Genomic DNA, 25,927 nt, shown 5'->3' with positions numbered 1-25,927 from the left:
TCGAACACGTGTTCGATCTTTTGTCAATCTGACCTGATTAAGCCTGTGGACAGGGCCGCTACCAGGAACAACGCGACGGAGACGAGCCCTGCGACGTGCATGCCCGAGACGAACGATCCGGTGTTCGACGCGTCGCCCGCGAGCGCGCCGAAGGCCGCGATCCCGACCGCGCCGCCCGCCTGTCGTGCGGTGTTGTTGACCGCCGACGCCAGGCCCGAGCGTTCCTCGACCGCGCCGACCGCGGCGGCTACCACCGACGGGGTCAGCAGGCCGAGGCCGGTGCCCCAGAGCAGCAGGGTGGGCAGGAGCGCCCAGTAGGACGAGTCCGTGCCGATCGCGGTCAGTAGGGCGAAGCCCGCGGCGGCCAGCGCGAGACCTGCGGCCACGGGCCGGCGGGGGCCGATCCGGCCGGTGAGGCGGCCGATGGCCGGGGCGAGGAGCGGGAGGGGGAGGAACAGCGGGAGGAGCGACAGTCCGGCGGCGAGGGCCGAGAGGTGCCGGACGGTCTGCAGGTACTGCGTGACCAGGAAGAGGAGGCCCAGGGTGCACAGGTTCATCGTGCCCGCCACGGCGTTGGCCACCGAGAACGTGGGTTTGCGGAACAGTCTCGGCGGGAGCATGGGATCGGTGGTCGCGCGTTCTGCGGCGACGAACGCGGCAAGGAGCGCGGCCGACACGGCCAGCAGCCACCAGGCCTGCTCGATGACCGCGAAGGTGACGGTGGTGAGGAGGGCCGTGGCCAGGACGGCGCCGAGCCAGTCGGCGCGCCGGGCGCCGGTGTGTTCGCGGTTGGTGGCGACGCGTGCCGTGACGATCGCGGCGACCAGCACGATCGGGACGTTGAGGAAGAAGACCGTGCGCCATCCGACTGCGACGAGTAGTCCACCGAGCAGTGGGCCTGCCGGCAGTGCCGCGCTGCCGACGCTTGCCCAGACGCCGATGGCTCGGGCTCGTGCGGCGCGGTCGGGGAACGCGTCGGTGATGATCGCGAGGGTGCCCGGGAGGAGCAGTGCGGCACCGGCACCCTGTGCGAAGCGGGCGCCGACGAGCCAGCCGACGCCGGGGACGAGGCCGCACGCGAGTGAGGCCAGGCCGAATACAGCTAGTCCGGTGATTACCACCCGTTTGTGGCCGTGGACGTCACCGACCGTGCCGCCGACGAGGAGGAGCCCCGCGAGGGCGAGCGCGTAGCCGTCGACCACCCACTGGAGTCCGGTCGGGTCTGCGTCGAGCGACGTGCCGATGGCGGGCAGCGCCACGTTGACCACGGTGACGTCCAGCAGGACGAGGAAGTAGCCGACGCACATCACGACGAGCAACGGCGAACGGAGCATGATCGTCATTGTCGTGTCGGCACATGTCGCTCGCCGCCGCAGCGTCAGCGCAGGGCCGTGCGCCAGACGTCGAGGTGGCGCTCGACGTAGTCGGCCGCGGGGCCCCAGTGGTCGGCGTGACCCTCCGCGTACAGGCGGGTCCAGGGCTCTTCCTTCGACGTGCGGAGGAGGTCGTACATGCCTCTCGTGTGAGCTCCGATATGTTCCGGTAGTTCGGCACGCTGGTGGTCGTCGAGGCCGTAGCCGTCGGCGAGGGCTCTTAGTCTTGGGGCGTCCGTGTGGGGGTCGCTCGTTCGGGTCATGGAGACGAAGCTCTGTGCCGCGTAGGCGAGGTCCCACAGGCGGGAGCCGGGGCCGGCGCCGTCCCAGTCGATGAAGACCCAGCGGTTGTGTGCGCGGACCAGGTTCCACGGTGCGAGGTCGTGGTGGCAGACCAGGTCCTCGCGGTCGGGTGGGATGACGACGTGCCAGCGGGCGTCTGGTGGTGGGCTGAAGTCCTGGAGGGCGTCGTGGAGGTCGCGGATGAGGCGGCCGACGCGGTGCAGTTCGTGGTTGGTCTCGGGGAGGTCGCCGACTGTGCCGGGGATGTATTCGAGGACCTGGCGTCCCTGGTCGTCGCGGCCGAGGTGTCGGGGGGCACCTGGGAAGCCGTCGAGGTGGTTCAGGAGGGCTTCTACTGCCGGGGTCGCCGGGGTGACGGGTTTGCGGACGGTGTCGCCGACCCTGACGACGGCGGCCGCGACGTTCCCACCTGTGAGGACGTGTTCCATACCCGGGATTGTCGGTGGTCCGGGCTAGCCTTTTCTCATGTCCGAGAACCAGGGTCTTCGCGAGCGGATCGCCGCGATCGTCGCCGAGCTGCCGGAGGCGACGTGTCGTGGTGACCGTGACCTGACCCTGGCCGTGCGGAAGAAGACGTTCGGTTACTTCCTCGACGACCACCATGGGGACGGGGTGGTGGGGGTGGCGTTCAAGGCAGGGCCGGGAGAACAGGAGGCGCTGGTTCGCTCGGATCCGTCGCGGTTCTATGTGCCTGCGTACCTCGGGGCGCGGGGGTGGGCGGCGCTGCGGTTGGACGTGGGGCGGGTGAAGTGGGGTGAGGTTCGGGAGTTGCTGACGGACGCTTATCGGTTGCAGGCGCCGCGTGGGTTGGTGGCGCGGTTGGACGGGTGAGGGGCGTCTGGGTGGGGATCGGATGCGGGCCGCCTGGCCTCGGGGGACGGGCCGCAGGTGGGCCGACGGGTGGAGCGAGTCGGCCTTCGGGTCGGTCGAGCCAGCCTGCGTGAGCTATCAGGGTGGGCAGCTGGGTGGCGAGGGGCGGGTCGCCGGGCGCGAGGCGCTTCGACTGGCCTTGGGTCGGTGGAACTCTCCGGCAAGGCCGATCGAAGGCCAGGCCGCCGACTGGCACGGCTGGGCGCGAGTCGAGTGACCTTGGGTTCGGTTCAGGGCCGCCAGCCTGGGCGATCGGGGCGGTGAGTCGCGCACAGCAGCGCGGGGGCTCAAGTCACGTGACCTCGGGGCTCAGTCAGGGCCGCCAGCCTCGACGATCGGGCGGTGAGTCGCACACTGCGCGGGGCTCAAGTCATGTGACCTCGATGCTCCCCTTGCGCCGACGCCAGGCTGGGTGACTCGCACCCGTTCGCGTTGGCCACGGTCAAGGCCGCCTGCGTGTGCGATCGAGGCGATGCGCTATCCGGCGCCAGCATGGCCGGAAGTGAGGCCGTTGGGTGGCGCTGCGTGAGTGGGTGCGAGTCAGTCGGTCTCAGGCCCGCCTGCCTGACTGCCTGAGGCGGGCCGCCGCGTGGCATGGCACCCACAGGCGCGAGTCACCGGCCCCGCGGTCGGCCCAAGCCCGCTGGCACGGGCGATCGACGGCAAGGCCAGTGACTGGCACGACGCGAGCGGAGCCTGAGTCACTCGGCCTTGGGTTCGGTTGTGTCCGTGGCGTCCGACGGGGGTTCCGGTGCGGTGGTGTAGAAAGCTTTCGCCTGGTCTGCTGCCGCCCTGGCCTTGGACTCCTCGTGCCCGGAGGCCACGTCCGCCCGGTACCAGGCCTCCGCGCATCCCGACACGAACTCCACGCCCTCCGGGGACAGTGGCCACGCCGCCGCTTCCGCCGGGATCAGGTCCGGCTCGTCAGGAGCCAGGTGCGTCGCCAGGCTCCGCATGGTGAGGTCCCAGCCGAGGCCCACGGCACCTGGGCCGAACTGGTCCCACAGGTCGTCGGACACATGGGCGATGTGTTCCAGCTCCAGGCGCGTCCTGCTCTGCGCCTCGGGTACCACCCGGACCTCGAGCCAGCTGGCCTGGTCACCCATCTCCCACGTCACGAAGAAGCTCTTGGGCGCATCACAGCGCTCGACCGTGCCACCCGCGTTGCCCTCCAGCTGGTACCGGCCCCCCAGCCTGAGCTCACCCGTCACGGGCAGGAACCACCTCGCCAGGCGTTCCGGGCTCGTGCACGCGTCCCACACGTCCTCCGGGTCCGCGGCGTAGGTCTGCGTCACCTTCACCACGCGTGCCTCTCCCGGGCCGAACACTCGGGTGCCCACCTCGCGGCTCACGGCGTTGACCTGTTGGACGACATCGATCATCGACGGACTCTCCTGGTTTCATCGGGTTCTGGAGCAGCAATATATCGAGTGTTACTTATATAAGTCAACGCTGAAGAGAGGCTGGGATGGATCCCGTCGAGATCCTTGGTTTCGTCTCGGGAGCCCTGTGCGTGTGGCTCGTCGCACGTCAGAACGTCTGGAACTGGCCCATCGGGATCGCCAACAACATCACGTTCTTGATCCTCTTCTGGGCGGCCGGGATCTACGCCGATGCCGGCCTGCAGGTCGTCTACCTCGTGCTGGCCGTCTACGGGTGGTGGGCCTGGCTGCGGGGCGGCCACCAGCACTCGACCCTCGGCGTCAGTCGGACCGCTACTGGCCAGTGGGTCGTCCTCGGGGTGGTCGGCGTGGCGGCCACCGCCGTGCTCACGTTCCTGCTCGACTCGGTGACCGACTCGACCGTGCCGCTGCCCGACGCCGCGACCACCGTCCTGTCCCTGCTCGCCACCTGGGGTCAGGCACGCAAGAAGCTCGAGTCGTGGTGGCTCTGGATCGCGGCCGACGTCATCTACGTGCCGCTCTACGCCTACAAGGACCTCTGGCTCACGGCCGTCCTCTACGTCGGCTTCCTCGCCCTGTGCGTCTACGGGCTACGCAGCTGGCTGACCAGCCTCCGCCTGACTGAACTAGTGCCGTGTCCAGGTGGGGAGGGTCGTTTATCCGTGGATCCAGGTGGTCGCTGGCAAGGCGCCGGGAAGCCGCTCGTACCGGGTTGTACTCGGGCTTTCCGGCAACGCCGCCAGCGGCCGCCTGGGCCGCGGAGAAACGTGCCCTCCTCGCCTGGACGCGGCACTAGACCACGACACCCCGGGCGGCGGCCGGTAGGTCGGCGTCGTCGGCGGTCGGCCACGCCAGCGGGTCCGGGCCCAGTGCCGTCAGCTGTGGCACCTGCTCCCGGCACCACGGCGACACGGCCAGCTCGCCACCCGTCACCAGGCTGACGAACAGCGGCCACGACATCCAGCCCACCTCGTCCACCTCCTCCGGGGACGCCGAGGGCACGGCATCGGTCACCGCGCGGAAGACCGGGCACAGCTCGTTCTCGACGACGCCGTTGGGCATCTCGGCCCGGTAGCGGAATCTCGGCAGCAGCAGGTCGACCTCGGGCGCAGGCAGGCCCAGCTCGTCGGCGAGCCTGCGGGTCACCGCCCCGGTGAACGGCTCCGACGGCGCGGGGTGGCCACAGCAGGTGTTCGTCACCACGCCTGGCCAGGTCTTCTTCGCGCGGGCCCGTCTCGTGACCAGCAGCTCGCCCCGCGGGTTGAACACGTAGCACGAGAACGCGAGGTGGAGTGGCGTGTTCTCGTGGTGCACGGTCGCCTTGTCGGAAACGCCGATGCCCCGCCCCTGTTCGTCCAGCAGGACGACCTGTTCCGTCACCCCCCGATCGTAGCCCGAGGTCAGACCACGAACTCTGTTCCATCCGGGGGTAGTTCCACGCCCGCCTCCCGCACCGACGCGTACTCGGGGGACCTCGGGTCCAGCGCCGGGTTCGTGTTGTTCAGGTGCGTGTAGCCCCACAGGATGCCGCTGTGCTTCCCGATCCGCGCCAGACTTCCGTCCGGGCCGTCGATCGGGACGTGGCCCATCGCCTTCTGCGCCGCCGTGGTCGTGCCCGTGCCCGCCATCTCGGCCGGCGAGAAGAACGTGCCGTCCAGGAGCACGACCTTCGCGCCTGCCAAGAAGTCGTCGAAGCCGTCCGGCCATTCGCGCAGGCACGGCGCGTACACCAGCGCTCCCCCGGTCGCCGGGTCGGCGATCCGGTACGCCACCACCCACGGACCCGGTGCCGTCGAGCCGCGGGCGTACTTCGGCTGCTTGTCGCTCACCGCGAACGACGTCACCGCGAGGCCGGGGATCTCGACCGTGCTCGACCAGTCCCACGCGCCGTACCTGGCGACCGTGTCGCGGATCGGGAAGTTCTCCGACAAGGCCGAGATGACCGCGGGTGGCGCGAACACCTGGAGGCCCGCGCCCTCGCGCAGAAGCATCAGGCCCAGCGTGTGGTCCAGTTCGGCGTCGGTCAGCAGGGCACCGCGCAGGGGCGTGTCACGCGGGCCGGGGCCGGGCGCCAGCGACGGGGTCGCGAGGACCTGGGCTCGGATGTCCGGCGACGCGTTGACCAGGTACCACCCGACGCCGTCGGCGCTCACCGCCAGGCAGTCCTGTGTTCGCGGCGGTATCGCTCCGGCACGGCACTCGGCGCACAGCCGGCACGCGCAGTTCCACTGCGGGAACCCGCCGCCGGCCGCCGTCCCCAGCAGCAGGGCCCTCACCGGACCACCGCCGGTCCGCGCATCACGAACTCCGGTGTCTGCGACGGTGGCTCCAGCAACAGGTCGACCACCTGCCGGTCCGGCGAGCGCGAGCACACCGGGTCGGTCGCGGACGCGTCGCCGAGCAGCTGGAACGCCTGGCAGCGGCAGCCGCCGAAGTCAACCGCCCTGCGATCGCACGTGCGGCACGGCTCGGACATCCACTCCTCGCCCCGGTAGGCGTTGAACGACTCCGAGTCGTACCAGATCTCCCGCAGCGGCCGAGAAAGCACGTTCTCGATCCGCAGCGTCTCGATCACCGACGCCGCCGGGCAAGGCAGCACGTCGCCGTTCGGCGCCACCGTCAGCTGGCGCGAACCCCAGCCGTACATGCACGGCTTCGGGTACGGCTCGTAGTAGTCCGCCACCACGTAGACGATCTCCATCGTGCCGCGCAGGCGTTCGGACGCGGCACGCACGACCGGCTCGGCCTCGGCGAGCTGTTCCGGGGTCGGCATCAGCGCCTCGCGGTTGCGCAGCGCCCAGCCGTAGTACTGGGTGTTCGCCAGCTCCAGCCGGTCGGCACCCATCCGCTCCGCCAACGCGATGAGCGCGCCGACGTCGTGGTTCGCCTTGTGCAGCACCACGTTCACGGTCAGCGGCAGGTCCCGGTCCTTGACGAGTGCCGCGGCGGTGAGCTTGTGCGAGTGCGCGCGCGTGCCCGCGATCCTGTCGGCACGCACGGCGTCCGGGCCCTGCACCGACAGCTGCACGTGCGCGAGGCCGCGGTCCACCAGGTCGTCCATACGCTCGGCCGTCAGTCCGAGGCCGCTGGTCACCAGGTTGACGTAGCAGCCGAGGTCCGAGGCACGCGTCACCAGCGCGGGCAGGTCCCGGCGGGCGAGTGGCTCGCCACCCGACAGGTGCACCTGCAGCACGCCAATGTCACGGCCCTGGTCGAGCACGTCGAGCCACTGGTCGGTGGTCAGCTCGTCGCGGCGCCCGACCAGCTCGACCGGGTTGGAGCAGTACGGGCAGTGCAGCGGGCAGCGGTGCGTCAGCTCGGCCAGCATGCCGAGCGGCGGCGCGACGTTCACGTCCATTCGACGACCCTCCTGCTTTCCAGGCGTGCCAGCACGTCCGTCACGTCCTGCGGCCGGACTCCCCGGTACCTGCGACCGAGCGCCTCGGCTATCTCGTCCACTGTGGACCTCCCGTCGCACAGTGCGAGCACGGCGGCGGCCGTCGCGTTCGGCACCAGCACACCCTCCGGGAAGAGGAGGACGTGCGTGTCCCGCGTCTTGTCGAAGGTGAGCCGGACTCCCTTGCGGAGCCTAGGTTTGCCGGTCACGGCAGGCCAGGTCGATCGCGTCCAGCATGGACCAGAGGACGTCGCACTTGAACGAGAGGGCCGCGATCGCGGCGTCCTGCTGCTCCCGGGTGATGCTGTGGCGCACCACGATGTCCAGTGTGGACTTCCCCTCGCCGGACACCGCGTCGATGCGGTTCGTGAAGTACGCGAGGTCGGCGCGGGAGATCCAGTCGTACTTCGCCAGCATGTCCGCGACCCGGCGCTGCATGAGGTGTCCGGAGAACATCTCCGTCAGTCCGGACGCGATCGCCTCCAGCCACGGCCTGGTACGGGCGAAGGTCACGTACGCGTCGACCGCGAACCGCACGCCGGGCACGACCTGCGTCTCGGCAAGCACTTCCGCACGCCTGAGACCGACGGCCTCGCACAGGCGCAGCCAGCGTTCCCTGCCGCTCTCGGTGTCGTCGCCGGAAGTTCCGTCGTGGTAGACGATCCGGTCGAGCCAGGCACGCCGGATCTCCGGATCGGGGCAGTTGCTGATGATCGCCGCGTCCTTCCGCGGCAGCACGCACTGGTAGTACCAGCGGTTCGCGGCCCAGGTCCGCAGCTCGTCGCGGGTCAGCTCGCCCGCGTGCATGCGCTGGTGGAACGGATGTGTGCCCCAGTAGCGGTGGGACAGGCCGCGAAGCTCGGTGACGAACTCGTCGGGGGTGCGAATCATGGCATACCTCCGATGTGCTGCCGGCGCGACTCCGGCGCGGGGCCGCGCCGGCAGGTTCGCGGTCAGTCCTCCATACGCATGGCGTAGGCGGTGACCTCCATCGGTGTCTCGTACTCGACGAAGTCCGGAGTGGTCCAGACCTCCAGGTCGATGGCGTCCATGTGACCTCCCTCAGTGTGCGTCATAATCCGACGTCCACCAGCGTAACCGGAATGCGGCCGCTGCCAAGAGCGCCAGGCAAGCGTTTTCCGCTGATTCGCCTGCCACCCTCCGGTCCGTTCGGGGACATGGGGGACGATGCCGACATGTTCAACCACGCCCTCGTGCTCGGGAAGTTCTACCCGCCCCACGCCGGTCACCACCGGCTGGTCAGGGCCGCGGCGGCACGGTCGCACCGGACGACGGTCGCGGTCCTCGGCGCCACCGTCGAGTCGGTTCCGCTGGCCGACCGGGTGCGGTGGCTCGCCGACGAGCACGCCGTCGACAGGGGTGTCGCGATCATCGGCGATGTCGACGACCACCCGATCGACTTCCACGACGACACGGCCTGGGACCTGCACGTCGGCGTGGTGCGGTCGGTGCTGGCCCGGCGTGCCATCGCCGACGGCGACCCGCGCGGGGCGCCCGTCGACGCCGTGTTCTCCAGTGAGGCCTACGGCGCCGAGCTGGCGAGCAGGCTGGGGGCCAAGCACGTCGCGGTCGACCCGGACCGGACCGTGGTCGCGGTGTCCGGCACGGCGGTGCGCGCGGACATGCCCGCGCACTGGGGGTACCTCGCGCCCGCCACCCGCGCCGGGCTGTGCGCGCGGGTGGTCGTGGTCGGCGCCGAGTCGACCGGGACGACGACGCTGAGCCGTGCGCTCGCCGCGCACTACGGCACGGAGTGGGTCGCCGAGGAGGGCAGGCGTCACACCGAGGACAAGCTGGCCGCCGCGACGGCGTTCGCGGGCGGCACTCCCCCGCCGCTCGACGACCTCGTCTGGACCGTCGGGGACTTCGTCGACGTCGCCCGGGCGCAGGCTCGCCGGGAGGACTTCGCCGCGCGGCGGGGTGGACCGCTGCTCGTGTGCGACAGCGACGCGTGGGCGGCGACCGTGTGGTGCGAGCGGTACCTCGGCGCGGCCCACCCGGACGTCGCGACCGATCGCAGGCCCGCGCTGTACCTGCTGACCGACCACGCGGGGGTGCCGTTCGAGCAGGACGGCTGGCGCGACGGCGAACACCGGCGGGAGTGGATGACCGGCCGGTTCGAGGAGCTGCTCGCCGCGCGCGGTGTGCCGTGGGTGAAGGTCTCCGGCACGGCGGAGGGACGACTGTCCCAGGCGGTCACCGTGTGTGACGATCTACTGGCACGTCACTTCCGGTTCAGTGACCCGTTGACGGCCTGAGACACTGCGCGGGTGTACGACGGCGAGACCGAACGGATCCCCCGGGTGACCGACCGGGACGAACCGGACGAGCACGACGAGCACGACGAGCACGACGTGGTCGTCGGGCACGGCCACGGTCACGGGCACACACCGGCACCGCCCGCGTCGCGCCGGGTGCGGACGGTCATCGGGATCCTGCTGGTCCCGTTCGCGCTGGCAGCCGTGGTCGGCGTGGTGCTGCTGTACCCGTTCGGCGCCAAACCGGAGGTGCGTGCCGGTGCCGGGACGCCGGTGGACGGCGTGGTCACGGCCGCGAGCACCGGGGCGTGCAACGGCGACGCGGCGGCGGGTGACGCGGCCAAGTGCCTGCTGGTCACCGTGCGTATGACCGACGGCGCGGCGCCGAACCAGGAGATCCGGACGGTCGTGCCGCTGGAGCCGTCCACGCCGCGGTTCGCCGTGAACGACAAGGTCGTGCTCGCCTACGGCGGCGGTGACCCGGCGGACGGGACCTCCTACCAGCTGGTGGACTTCCAGCGGGACATCCCGCTCGTGCTGCTGGCCGGTTTGTTCGCGCTGGCGGTGCTGGTGCTGGGCCGGTGGCAGGGTGTGAAGGCGCTCGTCGCGCTGGTGATCAGCTTCGTGGTGCTGGTGTTCTTCGTGCTGCCCGCGATCCTCGCCGGCGAGAGCCCGCTGCTGGTCGGGGTGGTCGGCGCGGGCGTGATCATGTTCGTGGTGCTGTACCTGACGCACGGGCTGTCCGCGCGGACGTCGACGGCCGTGCTCGGGACGATGATCAGCCTGACGCTGATCGGGGTGCTCGGCGCGCTGTGGGCGGCGTTCGGGAAGCTGACGGGCTTGGACGACGAGACGGCGACGCTGGTCGGGCTGCTCGACAAGCCGATCGACACGCGGGGGTTGTTGCTCGCCGGGGTGGTCATCGGTGCGCTGGGTGTGCTGGACGACGTGACGGTCACCCAGACGAGCGCGGTGTGGGAGCTGCGGGCGGCGAACCCGTCGCTGACGCGGCGGCAGCTGTACGCGGCGGGGTTGCGGATCGGCCGGGACCACGTGGCGTCCGCGGTCAACACGCTGGTGATGGCGTATGCGGGTGCCGCGTTGCCGTTGTTGCTCTACACGTCCATCTCCGGGGTGGGGATCGGGAACATCTTGACGTCGCAGTCGATCGCGCAGGAGATCGTGCGGACGCTGGTGGGCAGTATCGGGATCGTGGCGGCGGTGCCGTTGACCACCGTGCTGGCCGCGGCCGTCGCGGCGCAGGAGAAGCCGGCGTCGGAGCAGCGGGGTCGGTCGAGGAAGTCCGCGGATGAGGAGCGGCGGCCGCGTGACCGGGAGAAGGTGGGGGCGCGGGACGTGGAGGGCCGGGAACGGACCGGCGGCCGGGAGCGGTCTGGGTCGCGGGAGCGGGCGGACGGGCGGGAGAGGTCGGGCGGGTCGGAGCGGCGGAGAGCGGACGGCCGGGAGGCGGGTGGCCGGGAAAGGGCGGATTCGCGGGAACGGGCGAGTTCGCGGGGACGAGTCTCTCCGCGAGAGCGGGCGGATGCGCGGGAGGGCGCGGAGCCCCGGGTGCGACCCGCGGCACGTGGCCGGGCCGATACCCCGCACGGCGTGGACCGAGCTGCCTTACGGGATGGAACGGACTCCAGGGATCGAGCACGGGAACGGGCGACGTCGCGGGATGGCCGGGACGGGACGGATTCTCGTGAGCGGGCGGGTACTCGTGCCCCGCGAGAGGGAGTGGAGCGGCGGGCAGGACTTGGAGGGGGAAACGGGGCCAGGCCAGCCGCCGACTGGGATCCTGACGAGGACCTCGACGACTTCCCGCTCCGGCGGGCGCGGCCGGAGTCGGAGAGCCGGGACTCGCGACGGCTCGACTGACCGGATCCGGCCCAGGCCGCCTACCCGGGATGGGCAACGCGACTTGCCAACCCGACGCCGCCCTGGGCTCGACATCCACCTCGGGTGGCGCCCGGGAGCCGGACCGGATCGACCGAGTAGGTCAGCTCGGTGAAGGCAACTTCGCTGACTCGGCAAACTCGAGAAGACCTGCCCAGAGCAACCACCCGAACAAGACACCTCGCAGCCCACAGACAAACGAGTCCCCAGACCGTCCACTCGACGACGCGACGGTCCGAGAGCCGGGGGTAGTCAGTCCAGGCTGGCCACGAAGCGCGTGATGGCTTCCGGCTTCAGGCGTTGGGCGAGCTTGCCGGACGGGGCCAGCGTCGCGAGTCGGTACAGCGGGCGGTCGGCCGCCGCGTCGCCCTTGGCTTCCGCTCTCAGCTGGGCGACCAGCAGTTGGGAGAACACCAGCCCCGCGGTGTTCTCACTGCTCGCGAGTGCGTCGGCGAGGCGGCGTAGGACCAGGATGCCCAGCTCACGCCCACCAGCACCCGAGTAGATCGCCACTGCCAGGTTGATCGACTTGCGGCCGCGGGTCAGTAGCAGTCCCACGGTCCTGGTGCCTCTGATGTCGGTCACCATCAGCTCGATCTTGTCCACCGTGCGGAGGTCGACCTGTTTGCTGCCCAGTGCCTTCGCGACGACCGTCGTGCCGACCAGCCACAGCCGCCGTGTGCCGGCCACCAGGGACACGAACGTCAGCAGGATGATCACGACGCCTGCCGTGATCAGGGCCGGGGTCTGGCCTGCGAACAACGCCACGATCCCGCCGACCGCGGCACCCAGCACGATCGCACCGCCGAGAGCGACACAGCCGCGCCGCCTCGCGCTGGCCAGCTCCGTCAGGTTGAGCGGGAGCCGCTCCTCCTCCGCCACGTCACATGCCCCTGGACGGGCCTGGTGCGGTCTCGTCCAGATCCTGCAGGAACGGGTTCGACGCGCGCTCGCGGCCGATCGTGGTGCTGTTGCCGTGGCCGGGCAGCACGACGGTCTCGTCGGGGAGCGGGAGGATCTTGTCGCGCAGTGTCCTCGACATCGTGCGCATGTCGCCGCCCGGCAGGTCCGTGCGGCCTATCGAGCCCGCGAACAGCGTGTCGCCCGCGAACATCACGCGGCCGCCCTCCTCCAGCGTGGTGTGGAAGACGACGGAGCCACGTGTGTGCCCTGGAGTGTGGTCGACGGTCATGGACAGACCCGCCAGGTCGAGCGACGCGCCGTCGACCAGCTCGCGGACCTCGGCGGGCTCCCGCATCTCCAGGCGCCCCCCGAAGAACGACAGGCCCTGCTGGCTGATCCCCTTCATGGGGTCGCTCAGCATCTCCCGGTCGTCGGGGTGGATCCACGCGGCGATGTCGTTGCCGTCGCAGATCGGGGTGACCGAGAAGACGTGGTCGAAGTGGCCGTGCGTCAGCAGCGCCGCGACCGGTGAGAGCCGGTACTTGCGCAACGCCTCGGTGATCGGCTCGACCGCGTCCTGGCCGGGGTCGACGATCACGCACGGCTCGCCCTCACCCGCGGCGACGAGATAACAGTTGGCCTGGAAGGCACCGGTGGGAAACCCGACAACGAGCACGTGGCGAACCTACCGTGTCGACCGGCTCGCGCCGCTGCCGCTACACCGAACGCAGACGACGGAAACGCGACCAGGTGGTCGTTCGACGACCGCCTCGGCCGGCCGACGCGCTGTTGCCGGTCACGTCCATGTTCGCCACGCAGATGCGGTCGCGGCCGTGCCGCTTGGCCGCACGCAGCGAGACGTCCGCGTCCAGCATCAGGTCCTCGAGGTCCAGCTCGACCAGGTCGCCGAGGCCGTACGTCGCGACCCCGATGGAGGCTGTCTGGCCCTCGATCGTCGCCGACAGCTCGCGGGTGACCTTGGCCGTCACCGACATGCCCGTGATGCCCGCGCGGATCCGCTCCGCGACGGCGAGTGCCTCGTCCAGCTCGGAGGACGGCAGCAGCACCAGGAACTCGTCACCCGCGGAACCGCCGTAGCGGCAGGCGAGGTCGCCGTCGCGGGTCGTGTCCCTGATGACGTCCGCGACCGCACGCAGCACCGCGTCCCCGGCGAGGTGCCCGTAGCTGTCGTTGACATCCTTGAAGCGGTCGAGGTCGATCATGATCAGCGCGATCGGCTCGCCGCGACCCCTCGCCGCGGCGACGACGTCGGCCGCGGCCTCGTCCCAGTGCCAGCGCTCGATCAACCCGGTCGGCGGGTCGGTCATCAGCTGACCGCACGACTCGCAGCGACGGCGCGCCGCGGGCACCGAACGCAGCGGACGATCCCCCGAGGTCCGCGGCGCCACGATCTCCGGCTGGTGCTCGTGATGGTCGGCGTGCGCCGGGTGGTCTCCCTGCCCGGCTCCCACCTTCGCGGTGTGCATCTGCTCTCCCCTGTCAGTTCCACCTGTGGATGAGGTGTCCGACCGGGGTCCCCTGGTTGACGCATCGTCAACACTCTTCACCGGCCGTATACAGCCCACTATGGGGAGTCACGGCGGCCACGAACAGTGTTGACGTGTTGACGGTTTGAGGAAACACCGAATGGGCGAGTCACGGTTCGCGGTTGGTGATCACACGCCGTGAGAATTACGTCCACTTTGTCCGTGGAGGGTGGTACTCGGTGAACCGGTCGAGTGCCTCCGCCAGATCGGTGGTCACAATCAGCATCTCGCGAAAAGTCTCGACAAGGAAGCCCTCCGCGGACATGTTCTCGAAAAACCGCAGCATGGGCTGGTAGTAGCCACCCACGTCGAGCAGTCCGATCGGCTTGGTGTGCAGCCCGAGCTGCGCCCAGGTCCACACCTCGAAGAACTCCTCGAGCGTGCCCGCGCCGCCGGGGAGCACGAGGTAGGCGTCGGCGAGCGCGGACATCTCGGCCTTGCGTTCGTGCAGGTTGGCGACCACCTTCAGGCTCGTGAGCCCGGTGTGGGCCACCTCTCGGTCGACGAGGCTCTGCGGGATGACCCCGTGGACGACGCCGCCCGCGCCGAGCACGGCGTCCGCCAGCACGCCCATCGTGCCTGCCCTGGCGCCGCCGTAGACCAGCTCGATGCCGCGTCCCGCCAGCGTCACGCCCACCTCGCGGGCGGCGTCCTGGTAGGACGGACTCTTACCTGGTGATGATCCGCAGAAAACACACACGCGCATATAGCGACCCTATCGCCGCCCCGGTCTTCTGCCCCCGGGCTTTCTTTGGGACCGGGTTGTCTGGTTGAGTGCCACAGCGTGCGCATCATTCTCGACACCGATCCGGGGGTTGACGACGCCCTCGCGATCATGTACCTCGCGGCCCAGGAGGACGCGGAGATCGTCGCTGTGGGTAGCGTGCACGGCAACGTGCCCTCCCCGTTAGCGGCACAGAACGCGTTACGCGTGCTCGAGTTGTTAGGCATCGAGGCGCCGGTCGCGATCGGTGCGGCCAGGCCGCTCGCGCAACCGCTGCAGACGGCCGAGTTCGTGCACGGTGCGGACGGGCTCGGTGGTAGGGCGGGGGCCCCACCGCTGGGTACGCCGGTGTCCGAGTCCGCCGCTGAGCAGCTGGTTCGGCTCGCGCGTGCACAGCCGGGTGAGCTGACGCTGCTCGCGCTCGGGCCGCTGACCAACATCGCGCTCGCCGTGCTGCTGGAACCGGACTTACCCAAGCTGCTCCGCTCGGTCGTGATCATGGGCGGCGCGGTGTCGGTGCCGGGGAACATCACCCCGTACGCGGACGCCAACTTCTTCCACGACCCCGAGGCCGCGGACCTGGTGCTCGGCGCGGGGTTCGGCGACATCACGCTCGTCGGACTCGACGCGACGGAACAGACCCGTGCGGGCGAGGAATGGCTCACCGCGGTCAGCGGCCTGCCCGGCCCGCGTGCCGAGTTCGCCACCGGCCTGCTCGACCACTACGCGGGTTTCTACACGCAGATGTTCGGCACACGGGGTTGCACGCTGCACGACCCTCTAGCCGCCGCGATCATGCTCGACACGAAGCTGGCCACCTTCCGGGACATGCCACTCGCGGTCGAGCTCACCGGCACCCACACGCGCGGCCAGGTCGTCTCCGACCAGAGGGTCATCGCCAGCGACGCGTACATCGCCAGCGGCCACAGCTCGGGACGCCTCCCGGTAAAGGTGGCGGAAACCGTTGACGTGCCCCGTTTCCTGGAGCAGATGTACCAGGCACTGACGTAGGTGCTCGCCGAGTCGACCCCGCTCACCGGCGAGCGGGGGCGGGCGATGCCTACCCCGCCAACAACTCCTTCAGGTCGGCCGCGCGCGGGTCGCCCAGTTCGTCGAAGATGGCGACCGCCGCGCGAAAACAGACCGTCGCCTCCTCCTGTTCGCCGATTCCGCTCAGCAGCAGGCCTTTCTTGTGCAGCGTGTCTCCCTCGCCCCAGCGGTCGCCGACCTCGCGGTTGAGCTCCAGCGCGCGCTGGAAGTAGTCCAGCGCCTCGGGCGCGCGCTTCAGCTCCGAGTAGGTGTTGCCCAGCTTGACGAGCGTGTAGCCCTCGCCGTACCGGTCCTCGAGGTCCAGGAACAGCGCGAGCGCCTCGTCGAGCACCGGCACGGCCTTGTCGAAATCGCGCAACGCCCGGTAGGCGTCGCCGAGGTTGGCCAGTGCGATGCCCTCGCCGTGGCGGTCGCCGATCTCCCGGAAGATCTCCAGCGCGTGCGCGAAGTGCTGTGCGGCGACGTCGAACTGCGACTGGTCGAAGCCGACGAAACCGACGCCGGTCAGCGTCCAGCCCTGCCCGACGCGGTCGCCGATCTCCATCCGGATCGCGAGCGCCTTCTCGAAGGCCTGCTTGGCTTCCTCGACCCGGCGCAGCTCGCGGTAGGCGATGGCGAGGTTGTTGAGCACCCACGACTCGCCGTACGGGTCCTTCGCATGCCGGCCACCCTCGACACCGACCTCGTGCGAGGCGACCCAGAGGCTCCAGCGTTTGCGCAGATGGAGGTAGTTGAACGAGCCCGCAGGCAGCTTCCAGCACGCGACGTGCTCACCGGCCTCGCTGGCGATCCGCGTGGCCATCACGATGTTGGACATCTCGATCTCGCACCACTCGAGCGCGGAGTCGTAGTCGAAGTCCGCGATGTCGATGGCGAACTCGGACTTCTCCAGCACCGGGTCGTGCCGCTGCGGCGCCAGTGCGTGGTTCGCCGCGTAGACGTTGTGCAGGTACCAGTCCACGACCCTGCGCAGCGCGAGCGCGCGCTCCGACTCGGGCTCCTCCTCGTTCGCCTGTTCCGCCGCGTAGACCCGTAACAGGTCGTGCATGCGGTAGCGGTCGTTGCCGAGCCCTTCGAGCAGGTGCACGGCCGTGAGGCGGTCCAGGATCCGACGGGCCTGGGTCATCGGCTGGTCCGCGAGCGCGGCCGCGGCCCCGGTGCGCAGGTGCGAGCCGGTGTGCAGGCCGATGAGCCGGAACATCCTCGCCGCGTCGGCGGACAGGTCACGGTAGGACCACGAGAAGACCGTCTTCACCGCGATGGAGTCGTCCGTGGACAGGCCGTCGAGCCGTTCGTTCTCGGTGGCCAGCTCCTCCACCAGGAGGCTCACGGAGTGGTGCGGATGGGTGGCGACGCGTTCGGCCGCGATGCGCAACGCGAGTGGCAGGTGGCCGCATCTGTCCGCGAGCGCGCGGATGGCCTCCGGCTCGGCCGCCGCGCGGTCGGCGCCGATCACCTTGCGCAGCAGGGTGATCGACTCCTCCTCGGCCATCGGGCCGAGCGTGACCCTGCTGTCGCCACGCAGCTCGATACCCGTGATGCGCTTTCGGCTGGTCACCACGACGCCGCAGCCCGACGAGGCGGGCACCAGCGGCGCGAGGTCGTGCGACGCGGCCGCGTTGTCCAGCACCACGAGCACGCGCCGGTCGGCGAGCACCGAGCGGTACAGCTTCGCGCGTGCGTCCACGCCTGCCGGTATCACGTCGATCTGCACGCCCAGCGCGGTCAGGAACTCCTCGAGGACCTCGTCGACGATCCTCGGCCTGCCGTCGGGCGAGTAGCCCCGCAGATCCACGTACAGCTGGCCGTCGGAGTAGTGCTCGACGACCGCGTGCGCGACACGCAGCGCCAGCGCGGTCTTGCCAGCACCGGGTGGCCCGTCGATCGCGATCGTCTGGGGCACACCGGGAGCGGCGTGGCTCGCGAGGATCTGGGTCAGCTCGAAGAGTTCGGTCTCGCGGCCGACGAACGTGGCCGCCGCGGCGGGCAGCTGCGCGAGCCGCACCGGGCCGCCGGTCGCCGCGGCGAGCGCGATGAGCTGTCCCTCCGCCTCGAGGACCTGGTCGCACTTGCGGGCCAGCTCGGCAGACGGCGGTGCGCCGTGCTTGATCTTCGAGAGCCAGCTCGGGGTGTAGCCGATGAGGTCGGAGAGACGGCGCCATGACAGGCCGCGTTTGCGAAGGAGACGCTCCAACTCCTCGGCGAACGGCGAAGTCCCGTCGTCTCGCCTGTCTTGCATAGAGCCCACCTTGTCAGTGTCAGTCACCGTCACTAACCGGCCACCCCCAGTATCCAGCTTCTCACTCCTACCCCCTCGCGGTCACACCCCTACGGGAGGTTTGTCACGCGTTGCTGTGTTTTTCTGCAGACCACCACACGGGTCTTACCCGGCTTACCCATAGACTGCCCGCCTGGTTGAACGTCTCAGGTCTGGAGGGTGCCCGGTGCCGAGCAACGAGCAGCGCCGGCAGGCGGCCAAGCGCAAGCTGGAGCGCCAGCTGGCTCGCCGCGTGGAACGCGCGAAACGGCGCCGTAACTGGGGAGTGGGCATCACAGTCATCGTGGTGATCGCCGCGGTGGGGCTCGTGTACTGGCTCGTGAACCTCGGTCCCGGCGACAGCGAGGCGTCCACCGGCCCTGACGAGTCGACGACGGCGAACACCACCAAGGGTGCCTGCGCCTACACGGAGAACCCGCAGGAGAAGCCGCCGAAGGACCCCGGCCTGCCCGACGATCCGCAGGAAACGCCCAAAGACGGTGTCACCAAGGTGACACTCAAGACGAACCAGGGCGACATCCCGCTCACGCTCGACCGTTCGGCCGCGCCGTGCACCGTGCAGAGCATGATGCACCTGGTCGAGAAGAAGTACTTCGACGGCACCACCTGCCACCGCCTCACGGCGTCCGAGGGTCTGAAGGTGCTGCAGTGCGGCGACCCGCTCGGCACCGGCGCAGGCGGGCCCGGCTACTCGATCCCGGACGAGCTCCAGGCCGCACAGGAGCTCCCGCAGGGTCCGGCAGGCGGTGACGGCTCGCCGACCGTGACCTACCCGCGTGGTGCGGTCGCGATGGCCAACGCAGGCCCGAGCACCGGCGGCAGCCAGTTCTTCCTGGTGTACGGCAACTCCACGCTGCCACCGAACTACACGCTCTTCGGCACGGTCGGCGACGCGGGCCTCGCGACGCTCGACAAGATCGCGGCGGGCGGCATCACAGCCGGCCAGAACGGTCCGGAGGACGGCGCACCGGTGAACCCGGTCCAGATCACCTCGGCGGTGGAGCAGTGAGGAACATCCGTGTCGTGACCGTGGTCGCGGCCGTCGCGTTGACGCTTGCCGGTTGTGTGGCCAAGGAGGCCCCGTCGGACCAGCGGGGTGGCAGCGACTTCACGGCGTCGGAGACGGAGACGGAGGCGGACGCGCCGAGCGGGGAAGCCGCCTCCACCGAGGGCGACTGCGGGTTCCGCGCCGACGAGTCCGGGCAGCCGCCGATCGTGGGCCTGCCCCCGGACGAGGGCCCTGTCGACGCGAAGACGCTGACGCTCACCACCTCCGCGGGTCCGATCGCGATCCAGCTGGACTCCGAGCGGGCGCCGTGCACGGTGCAGAGCATGGTGTTCCTCGCCGGTGAGCACTACTTCGACAACACCGTCTGCCACCGGCTCACCGCGGCCGAGAGCCTGAAGGTGCTGCAGTGCGGCGACCCGGAGGGTACGGGCGCCGGTGGCCCCGGCTACGTCGTGCCGGACGAGCTGCCGACGGACCTGCCTCCCGGGCAGCCCGGCCCGGACGGTCAGGAGAGCGTGATCTACCAGCGCGGGACCGTGGCGATGGCCAACGCGGGACCGGACACCACCGGGAGCCAGTTCTTCCTGGTGTACGGCGACTCCACGCTGCCGCCCAGCTACACCGTCATGGGCACGGTCGACGAGGCCGGGCTGGCGACGCTCGACGCGATCGCGGCGGCAGGCATCACGCCCGGTGAGAACGGCCCCGAGGACGGCGCGCCGAAGACGCCGGTGACGATCACGCAGGCTGTCGCCGCCTGATGACGCCTGGTGTGGCCGCGGTTCTCACCCCGGCCACACCTGCTGAGGACCCCGGCACCGCGACCCGTGCTGGTGATGTCGCAGGTCAGCGGCCCTTTTCGCGAAATTGTCGGTGGGCGGTGGCATAGTCGCGCCCATGACCGAATACGTCGAACGGCGCAGTGCGCACGAGGTCCTCGCGTGCACGTGGTCACGGACGCTGTCTGCCGGCGCGCCCGCGATCCACGTGGTGCCGGACGCGTGTGCGGACGTGATGTGGCACCGGGAATCCGGGCTGTTGTACGTGGCAGGGCCGGACACGTACGCGCATCCGACGTCGATACCGTCGGGTGTCCTGGTCGGTGCCCGGTTCCGGCCGGGGCGGGCGCCTGCCGGGCTCGGGGTGCCTGCTTCGGCTGTGCGGGACGAGCGCGTGGACCTGTCGCGACTGTGGCCTGGTTGGCGGGTGCGGCGGTTGTCGGAGGAACTCGCGGCCGCACCGTCGGTGCTCGCGGCCGAGCAGGTGCTGGCCTCCGCGGTCGCGGCCATCGGTGCGGAGTGGGATCCGGCGGCGCCACGGCTGCTGGAGCTGGTGGCACGTGGTGAACGGGTCGCGGCGGTCGCCGACGCGCTCGGGTGGAGCGAGCGGCAGCTCCACCGGCGGTCGCTGGCGGCGTTCGGGTACGGGCCGAAGGTGCTGCAGCGGGTGGTGCGGTTCGACCGGGCGGTTCGGGCGGCCCGGCGCGGGACGGGGCTCGCGTCGGTGGCCCACACGGTCGGGTACGCCGATCAGGCGCACCTGGCGCGTGAGGTCAGGGCTTTGGCGGGGGTGCCCATGACGGCGCTGTTATGAGAACCAGGTCGTGCTGCCACCGATGATCAGTATGGCGGCGAGGATGCCGATGCCGACCCAGCCGAGCACGATACCGGCTATCGCCATCCCGTCGCCCTGCTGGCCGGTGCGCTTGATCTGGTCCCGTGCCACGTAGCCGAAGACGAGCGCGAGGATGCTGCCGATCCAGTAGACCCAGACGATGCCGAGCACCATCGCGGCGATGGCCATGCCGTTCGTGGACGGGCCTCGTAGGTACTGCGGCGGGTACGGGTAGTGCTGCTGGTACGGGTGCTGGTAGGGCCCTGGCTGCTGGTATGGGCCGGGGTGCTGGTACTGCTGTGCCTCCGGCATCGCCGGGTAGAAGGGCTGCGTGCCGTACGGCAGACCTTCGGTGCCGGGTTGGGCACTGAACAGCTGGCCCTCAGTGCCGGATTGGGCACTGAACGGCTGGGCTGGGCTGAAGGGGTAGGGCAGATCGGTGGGCGGCTGGGCCGTCGCGTAGGGACCGGCTTCCGGGTAGGGCCGCGTGCCGGGCTCGGGCTGCGCGAAGGGCTGAGCCTGGGTGGCGAACGGCTGTGAGTCAGGACCGGCTTGGCCGGTGGAAGGAGGCGATTCGACAAAGGGAGGTGCTTCGACGAAAGGTGGCGCTTCGGCGGTGGTTAGCGGCGTCAAGGCCGACTCCACAGAGGGCTGCGGCACAGATGACGGCTCCGCAGCGGGCCGCGGCGCGGAGGGAGTCTTCGCGGCTGGCCGGTCTGCGGCGGAGGGCTGCGCGCCGGGCTGCCCGGCCGGCGGCCGGTCCGCGGCTGATCGCTGGTCCGCGGTGAACGGCTGTCCGGCGGTGAACGGCTGGTCCGCCGTGGGCAGAGGTTCTGCCGTAGGGACCTGGTCCGACGCGGGCAACTGGTCCGCCGTGGCCAGTTGGTCCGACGCGGGCAATTGGTCCGACGCGGGCAACGGTTCTGCCGTGGGCGGCGCGTTGTACGGCATGCCCGGGATCGGGGGCTCCACGTACGGCTGGCTCGCCATGGTCGGGTCGGTGTACGGCTGGGCCGGTAGCTCGGTTCCGTCCTCGCCTGGTGGTTCCGGTGTGGTCATGGCGTGCTCCCTCCCCCGGTCGGTTCGCGGTCGCTGGACGTCACGTGTACGTCCACCTCACCCGCGAGTCGGTGGGGAGGGCCGCGGTGTTTCGGGTCAGGACGCGGATGTCACACGGTAGACGTCGTAGACGCCCTCCACGCTTCGCACCACCTTCAGCACGTGGCCCAGGTGTTTCGGGTCGCCCATCTCGAAGCTGAAGCGGCTCACGGCGACGCGGTCGCGTGAGGTGGTGACCGACGCCGAGAGGATGTTGACCTTCTCGTCGGCCAGGACCTTGGTGACGTCGGACAGCAGGCGGTGCCGGTCCAGTGCCTCGACCTGGATGGCCACCAGGAACACCGACGACTCGGACGGTGCCCACTCGACGTCGACCAGCCGCTCGGGTGAGGCGAGCAGTTCCTTGGCGTTGGTGCAGTCGGTGCGGTGCACGCTGACCCCACCACCCCGGGTGACGAAGCCGAGGATGTCGTCGCCCGGTACCGGGGTGCAGCAGCGCGCCAGCTTCATCCACACGTCCGAGGCGTCCTTGACGATGACGCCCGCGTCGCCTGCCGGCCTGCGGCTCCGGGTGACCGTGGACGGGGTGGCGCGCTCGGCCAGTTCGTCCTCGGCGTGGTCCACCCCGCCCAGCAGGGCCACCAGCCGCTGCACGACGTGCCTCGCCGACGTGTGGCTCTCGCCTACCGCCGCGTACAGGGCGCTCACCTCGGAGTAGCGCAGCTCGCGGGCGACGGCGGCCATGGCCTCCGCCGACACCAGGCGCTGCATGGGCAGCCCGACCCTGCGCACCTCCTTGGTGATCGCGTCCTTGCCCGCCTCGATCGCCTCTTCCTTGCGCTCCTTGGCGAACCACTGCTTGATCTTGGCGCGGGCACGCGGGGACGCGGCGAACACGAGCCAGTCGCGGGACGGCCCCGCACCCTCGGCCTTGGAGGTGAAGATCTCGACGACGTCGCCGTTCTCGAGCTTGCGCTCCAGCGCGACGAGCCTGCCGTTGACGCGGGCACCGATGCAGCGGTGCCCCACCTCGGTGTGCACGGCGTAGGCGAAGTCGACCGGCGTGGAACCGGTCGGCAGCGTCTGCACGTCGCCCTTGGGCGTGAACACGAAGATCTCGCGGGCCGCGAGGTCGTAGCGCAGTGCGTCGAGGAACTCGCCGGGGTCCGCGGCCTCCCGCTGCCAGTCGAGGAGCTGGCGCATCCACGCCATCTCGTCGACCTCGACGGCCTGTCCGTCGTGGGTGCCCTTGGTCTCCTTGTACCGCCAGTGCGCCGCGATGCCGTACTCGGCGGTGCGGTGCATCTCGTGTGTGCGGATCTGCACTTCCAGCGGCTTGCCGTCCGGCCCGATGACCGTGGTGTGCAGCGACTGGTACACGCCGAACCTCGGCTGGGCGACGTAGTCCTTGAACCGGCCGGGCATCGGCTGCCAGAGCGCGTGCACCACACCCATGGCCGCATAGCAGTCACGCACGTCGTCGACCAGGATGCGGACGCCGACGAGGTCGTGGATGTCGTCGAAGTCGCGGCCGCGCACGATCATCTTCTGGTTGATCGAGTAGTAGTGCTTGGGGCGGCCCTCGACCTTGGCGTTGATCCGTGACTGCTCGAGGTGGGAGGTCAGCTCGCCGGTGACCTTCTGCAGGTACGTGTCACGCGAGGGCGCGCGGGTGGCGACCAGGCGGACGATCTCGTCGTACTTCTTGGGCTGCAGGATCGCGAACGCGAGGTCCTCCAGCTCCCACTTGACCGTCGCCATGCCGAGCCGGTGGGCGAGCGGGGCCAGTACCTCGAGGGTCTCGCGGGCCTTCTTCGCCTGCTTCTCGGGCGGCAGGAAGCGCATGGTGCGCATGTTGTGCAGCCGGTCGGCGAGCTTGATGACCAGCACGCGCGGGTCACGCGCCATGGCGATGACCATCTTGCGGATGGTCTCGGCTTCGGCGGCGCTGCCGAGCTGGACCTTGTCCAGTTTCGTAACGCCGTCGACCAGCCGCGCGACCTCCTCGCCGAAGTCCTCCTGCAGGTCCGACAGCGCGTAGTCGGTGTCCTCGACCGTGTCGTGCAGGAGGGCGGCGACCAGCGTGATGGTGTCCATGCCCAGCTCACCGAGGATGGTGGCGACGGCGAGGGGATGGGTGATGTAGGGATCACCGGACTTGCGGCGCTGGTCGCGGTGCGCTTCCTCGGCAACGTCGTAGGCGTGCTGCAGCAGCGTCAGGTCGGCCTTGGGATGCAGCTCGCGGTGCACGGCGGCGAGGGGCTCGAGCACCTGCTTGACCGGGGCGGACCGCTGGGCGGTGATGCGCCTGGCCAGGCGCGCGCGTACCCGCCGTGTCGCCGAGGGCACTCGCACGGCTGGTGGGGGCGCGCTGTCCGCCGACGCTCCGGTCTCCACGTTCTGGCTCAAAAAGCAGCTCCTTTGAGACTGAGAATAACCGCGATCGGTCGGGAGATCGGTCGTCGGGTGATGTTACGCTGTAGTTGAAACTTCAACTGCGGGAGCTCGTATGTCGATGCCCGTGCTGTACCTCAGCCACGGAGCCCCTCCCCTCGCCGACGACCCGGTGTGGACACAACAGCTCGCCAGCTGGTCGGCGGCCATCCCGAAGCCCACTGCCGTGCTCATCGTGTCGGCTCACTGGGAGAACGCGCCACTCACGGTCGGCGCGACGACCACGGTCCCGCTCGTCTACGACTTCTGGGGCTTTCCGGAGCACTACTACGACGTGACCTACCCGGCCCCTGGCGCCCCCGGCCTGGCTGCCTCGGTCCGTGCCCTGCTCGGCACCGTCCACGACGAACCGGCCCGCGGCCTCGACCACGGCGCGTACGTCCCGCTGAAGGAGATGTACCCGGACGCGGACGTACCAGTCCTGCAGATGTCGATGCCGTCCCTGGACCCGGCCGAGCTGTTCGAGGTGGGCAGGCGCCTCGCCCCGCTGCGCGACGAGGGTGTACTGATCATCGGCAGCGGCTTCTTCACCCACAACCTGTCCCGCGTGGTGATGGCCGACCCGAACGTGAAGGCGCCGTCCTGGTCGGCGGAGTTCGACCACTGGGGCGCCGAGGCCCTGACCTCCCGCGACTTCGACGCCCTGCTGGACTTCGAGCACAAGTCCCCCGCGGCGAAGCTCGCCCACCCGCGCACGGAGCACTTCGCCCCGCTGTTCGTGTCGATGGGCGCGAGCCTCGGCACGACCGCCACCCCGACCTCGGTCATCGACGGCTACTGGTACGGCCTCGCGAAACGCTCAGTGCAGTTTGATTGAGGAGTCGATGACGGGCGGTAGGGCGAACCGGGCGCCGGCGAAGGACACAGTGCCCTCGAACGTGGCGGCATCCGGCTGACCGTCCCGTTCACCGCCGAACAACGCCTCGCTGTCGAAGGCAGCGTCGTCGAACGCGGCCGGCCCGACGAACGTCGCCCCGCGAAATCGTGCCTCGACCGCGAAGTGGCTCGCGCGGAAGTTCACCGACGACCCGAACTGGGCACCGCCGAAGATGGCGGGTCCGTCGAAGCGGGTGGCGTCGAACGAGGCCCAGCCAACGAACCTGGCCCCGCCGAACTCTCCGCGGCCCAGGCGGGCGAACGTCAGGTCGAAGCGCTGGAGGACCGCGCCGGTGAGATGCAGGTCGATATCCGGCCAGAACCTCTCCTGCGGATGCTCGGGATCGTTTCCCGGCCTGAGGTGCGTGGCGAGGATGCGCTGCGCGGTCACGCGGACCTCGATCTCCTGCTCGGAAGGCGCCTCCGAGGGCATCCGGAGGTAGGCGCAGAGCAGGTTCACGATGGTCTGCCGCAGAGGCGGGGTGTTCTGGGCCAGGCGTTCCAGGGAGTAGAGGCCGGCGAGCCGAACCGCTGCCTTCTCGGAGCCGAGCTGGTCTGCGGCCTTCGAGTAGAGATCGGTGATGCGGCGTTCGGTGGCGTCGTGGCGGACGTCGGCGGCCGACCGCTCGGTGAGGCGGTGGGCCTGCTCGGTCGACCACTGCCTGCGGCCCGCCAGCACCAGAGCCACCGCACCGCCTGTGCCGGCGCCCACCGCCAGGCCAGTCTTGATCAGCTCGATCTGGTCGCCCGCCGTCGCGGCATCGACCAGTGTCAGCAGCAGGACCACCGACAGCGCCGAGCCGAGGACGACCGGCACGAGGATCAGTGCCGCCAGCCACCACCACCGGCCGCGCCGGTCCTGCCCGCCTGCCCGTAACGGGATCACGGC

Annotated in this window: 25 protein-coding genes and 1 pseudogene; 9 read left to right on the top strand and 17 right to left on the bottom strand. The window is 70.2% G+C overall.

Annotated features, from left to right (window positions below; genetic code table 11):
* Positions 1-23: 23 nt before the first annotated feature.
* Positions 24-1,334 (bottom strand): MFS transporter, encoded by a 1,311-nt coding sequence (locus tag CLV71_RS23365; RefSeq protein WP_243866651.1) that lies wholly within the window; start codon positions 1,332-1,334, stop codon positions 24-26.
* 44 nt (positions 1,335-1,378) lie between these two features.
* On the bottom strand, positions 1,379-2,104 hold the full coding sequence (locus CLV71_RS23360; protein WP_133904960.1) for a phosphotransferase: 726 nt from the start codon (positions 2,102-2,104) through the stop codon (positions 1,379-1,381).
* A gap of 37 nt (positions 2,105-2,141) precedes the next feature.
* Between CLV71_RS23360 and CLV71_RS23355 the strand changes: the two genes are divergently transcribed.
* Positions 2,142-2,507, top strand: a complete 366-nt coding sequence (locus CLV71_RS23355; RefSeq protein WP_133904959.1) for an MmcQ/YjbR family DNA-binding protein — start codon at positions 2,142-2,144, stop codon at positions 2,505-2,507.
* Positions 2,508-3,247: 740 nt separating this feature from the next.
* Here the strand turns inward: CLV71_RS23355 and CLV71_RS23350 are convergent.
* Positions 3,248-3,928, bottom strand: coding sequence for an SRPBCC family protein (locus CLV71_RS23350; RefSeq protein WP_133904958.1), 681 nt, complete (start codon positions 3,926-3,928; stop codon positions 3,248-3,250).
* A gap of 86 nt (positions 3,929-4,014) precedes the next feature.
* Between CLV71_RS23350 and pnuC the strand changes: the two are divergent.
* A pseudogene (gene pnuC / locus CLV71_RS23345) lies at positions 4,015-4,503 on the top strand (nicotinamide riboside transporter PnuC); the annotation flags it as partial.
* A gap of 238 nt (positions 4,504-4,741) precedes the next feature.
* Here pnuC and idi read toward each other — a convergent pair.
* From idi to pqqA, 6 genes are all read right to left on the bottom strand, one after another.
* Positions 4,742-5,329, bottom strand: a complete 588-nt coding sequence (gene idi, locus CLV71_RS23340) for an isopentenyl-diphosphate Delta-isomerase (RefSeq protein WP_243866650.1) — start codon at positions 5,327-5,329, stop codon at positions 4,742-4,744.
* 20 nt (positions 5,330-5,349) lie between these two features.
* Positions 5,350-6,225 (bottom strand): pyrroloquinoline quinone biosynthesis protein PqqB, encoded by an 876-nt coding sequence (pqqB, locus tag CLV71_RS23335; protein ID WP_133904957.1) that lies wholly within the window; start codon positions 6,223-6,225, stop codon positions 5,350-5,352.
* Complete coding sequence (gene pqqE, locus CLV71_RS23330) at positions 6,222-7,307, bottom strand: pyrroloquinoline quinone biosynthesis protein PqqE (RefSeq protein ID WP_208297700.1); 1,086 nt, start codon at positions 7,305-7,307, stop codon at positions 6,222-6,224. The genes pqqB and pqqE overlap by 4 nt, the downstream gene beginning before the upstream one ends.
* Entirely contained in the window at positions 7,298-7,555 is a 258-nt protein-coding gene (pqqD, locus tag CLV71_RS23325; protein ID WP_133904956.1) for a pyrroloquinoline quinone biosynthesis peptide chaperone PqqD, read from the bottom strand. Before pqqD ends, pqqE begins: the two co-directional genes overlap by 10 nt.
* Positions 7,539-8,237, bottom strand: a complete 699-nt coding sequence (gene pqqC / locus CLV71_RS23320) for a pyrroloquinoline-quinone synthase PqqC (RefSeq protein ID WP_133904955.1) — start codon at positions 8,235-8,237, stop codon at positions 7,539-7,541. The genes pqqD and pqqC overlap by 17 nt, the downstream gene beginning before the upstream one ends.
* A 62-nt stretch (positions 8,238-8,299) precedes the next feature.
* A complete protein-coding gene (gene pqqA, locus CLV71_RS23315) occupies positions 8,300-8,398 on the bottom strand; it encodes a pyrroloquinoline quinone precursor peptide PqqA (RefSeq protein WP_133904954.1) in 99 nt (32 codons plus the stop codon).
* A gap of 126 nt (positions 8,399-8,524) precedes the next feature.
* Between pqqA and CLV71_RS23310 the strand changes: the two genes are divergently transcribed.
* Both CLV71_RS23310 and CLV71_RS50450 read left to right on the top strand, forming a co-directional pair.
* Positions 8,525-9,625 (top strand): AAA family ATPase, encoded by a 1,101-nt coding sequence (locus CLV71_RS23310; protein WP_243866649.1) that lies wholly within the window; start codon positions 8,525-8,527, stop codon positions 9,623-9,625.
* Between the two features lie 12 nt (positions 9,626-9,637).
* Positions 9,638-11,506 (top strand): YibE/F family protein, encoded by a 1,869-nt coding sequence (locus tag CLV71_RS50450; protein ID WP_341771665.1) that lies wholly within the window; start codon positions 9,638-9,640, stop codon positions 11,504-11,506.
* Between the two features lie 270 nt (positions 11,507-11,776).
* Here the strand turns inward: CLV71_RS50450 and CLV71_RS23300 are convergent, their stop codons facing one another.
* From CLV71_RS23300 to CLV71_RS23285, 4 genes are all read right to left on the bottom strand, one after another.
* Positions 11,777-12,406, bottom strand: coding sequence for a hypothetical protein (locus tag CLV71_RS23300; RefSeq protein WP_133904953.1), 630 nt, complete (start codon positions 12,404-12,406; stop codon positions 11,777-11,779).
* 1 nt (position 12,407) lies between these two features.
* Positions 12,408-13,103: an MBL fold metallo-hydrolase gene (locus CLV71_RS23295; protein WP_133904952.1), complete on the bottom strand. Its 696-nt coding sequence runs from the start codon at positions 13,101-13,103 to the stop codon at positions 12,408-12,410.
* Positions 13,104-13,143: 40 nt separating this feature from the next.
* The gene (locus tag CLV71_RS23290; RefSeq protein WP_133904951.1) at positions 13,144-13,914 is read right to left on the bottom strand and encodes a GGDEF domain-containing protein; all 771 of its coding nucleotides are present in this window, start codon (positions 13,912-13,914) and stop codon (positions 13,144-13,146) included.
* A 205-nt stretch (positions 13,915-14,119) separates the two neighbouring features.
* Positions 14,120-14,680: an LOG family protein gene (locus CLV71_RS23285; protein WP_133904950.1), complete on the bottom strand. Its 561-nt coding sequence runs from the start codon at positions 14,678-14,680 to the stop codon at positions 14,120-14,122.
* Positions 14,681-14,758: 78 nt separating this feature from the next.
* Between CLV71_RS23285 and CLV71_RS23280 the strand changes: the two genes are divergently transcribed.
* A complete protein-coding gene (locus CLV71_RS23280; protein ID WP_133904949.1) occupies positions 14,759-15,709 on the top strand; it encodes a nucleoside hydrolase in 951 nt (316 codons plus the stop codon).
* A gap of 49 nt (positions 15,710-15,758) precedes the next feature.
* Here the strand turns inward: CLV71_RS23280 and CLV71_RS23275 are convergent, their stop codons facing one another.
* Positions 15,759-17,987, bottom strand: coding sequence for a helix-turn-helix domain-containing protein (locus tag CLV71_RS23275; RefSeq protein WP_133904948.1), 2,229 nt, complete (start codon positions 17,985-17,987; stop codon positions 15,759-15,761).
* A 205-nt stretch (positions 17,988-18,192) separates the two neighbouring features.
* On the opposite strand from CLV71_RS23275, the gene CLV71_RS23270 reads away from it, so the two are divergent.
* The 3 genes from CLV71_RS23270 (at position 18,193) to CLV71_RS23260 (ending at position 20,628) form a co-directional block, all read left to right on the top strand.
* Entirely contained in the window at positions 18,193-19,035 is an 843-nt protein-coding gene (locus CLV71_RS23270; protein ID WP_133904947.1) for a peptidylprolyl isomerase, read from the top strand.
* The gene (locus CLV71_RS23265; RefSeq protein ID WP_166664221.1) at positions 19,032-19,796 is read left to right on the top strand and encodes a peptidylprolyl isomerase; all 765 of its coding nucleotides are present in this window, start codon (positions 19,032-19,034) and stop codon (positions 19,794-19,796) included. The genes CLV71_RS23270 and CLV71_RS23265 overlap by 4 nt, the downstream gene beginning before the upstream one ends.
* A 136-nt stretch (positions 19,797-19,932) precedes the next feature.
* Positions 19,933-20,628 carry a helix-turn-helix transcriptional regulator gene (locus CLV71_RS23260; protein WP_133904946.1) on the top strand — a complete coding sequence of 232 codons (696 nt, stop codon included), beginning with the start codon at positions 19,933-19,935 and terminating at the stop codon, positions 20,626-20,628.
* Here CLV71_RS23260 and CLV71_RS47870 read toward each other — a convergent pair.
* Together CLV71_RS47870 and CLV71_RS23250 are read right to left on the bottom strand one after the other, a co-directional pair.
* Positions 20,623-21,708 (bottom strand): DUF4190 domain-containing protein, encoded by a 1,086-nt coding sequence (locus tag CLV71_RS47870; protein WP_166664220.1) that lies wholly within the window; start codon positions 21,706-21,708, stop codon positions 20,623-20,625. The genes CLV71_RS23260 and CLV71_RS47870 overlap by 6 nt on opposite strands.
* Before the next feature lie 96 nt (positions 21,709-21,804).
* Positions 21,805-24,117: a RelA/SpoT family protein gene (locus CLV71_RS23250; protein ID WP_424923900.1), complete on the bottom strand. Its 2,313-nt coding sequence runs from the start codon at positions 24,115-24,117 to the stop codon at positions 21,805-21,807.
* A 100-nt stretch (positions 24,118-24,217) separates the two neighbouring features.
* Here CLV71_RS23250 and CLV71_RS23245 point away from each other — a divergent pair, with 100 nt between their 5' ends.
* On the top strand, positions 24,218-24,979 hold the full coding sequence (locus CLV71_RS23245) for a dioxygenase family protein (protein WP_133904944.1): 762 nt from the start codon (positions 24,218-24,220) through the stop codon (positions 24,977-24,979).
* Here CLV71_RS23245 and CLV71_RS23240 read toward each other — a convergent pair.
* On the bottom strand, positions 24,962-25,924 hold the full coding sequence (locus CLV71_RS23240) for a pentapeptide repeat-containing protein (RefSeq protein ID WP_133904943.1): 963 nt from the start codon (positions 25,922-25,924) through the stop codon (positions 24,962-24,964). The two genes, CLV71_RS23245 and CLV71_RS23240, sit on opposite strands and share 18 nt — an antisense overlap.
* Positions 25,925-25,927 lie beyond the last annotated feature (3 nt).

The sequence above is a fragment of the Actinophytocola oryzae genome (genome assembly GCF_004364325.1).
Lineage (GTDB): Bacteria > Actinomycetota > Actinomycetes > Mycobacteriales > Pseudonocardiaceae > Actinophytocola > Actinophytocola oryzae.
This window is presented reverse-complemented; position numbering and strand designations above follow the sequence as displayed.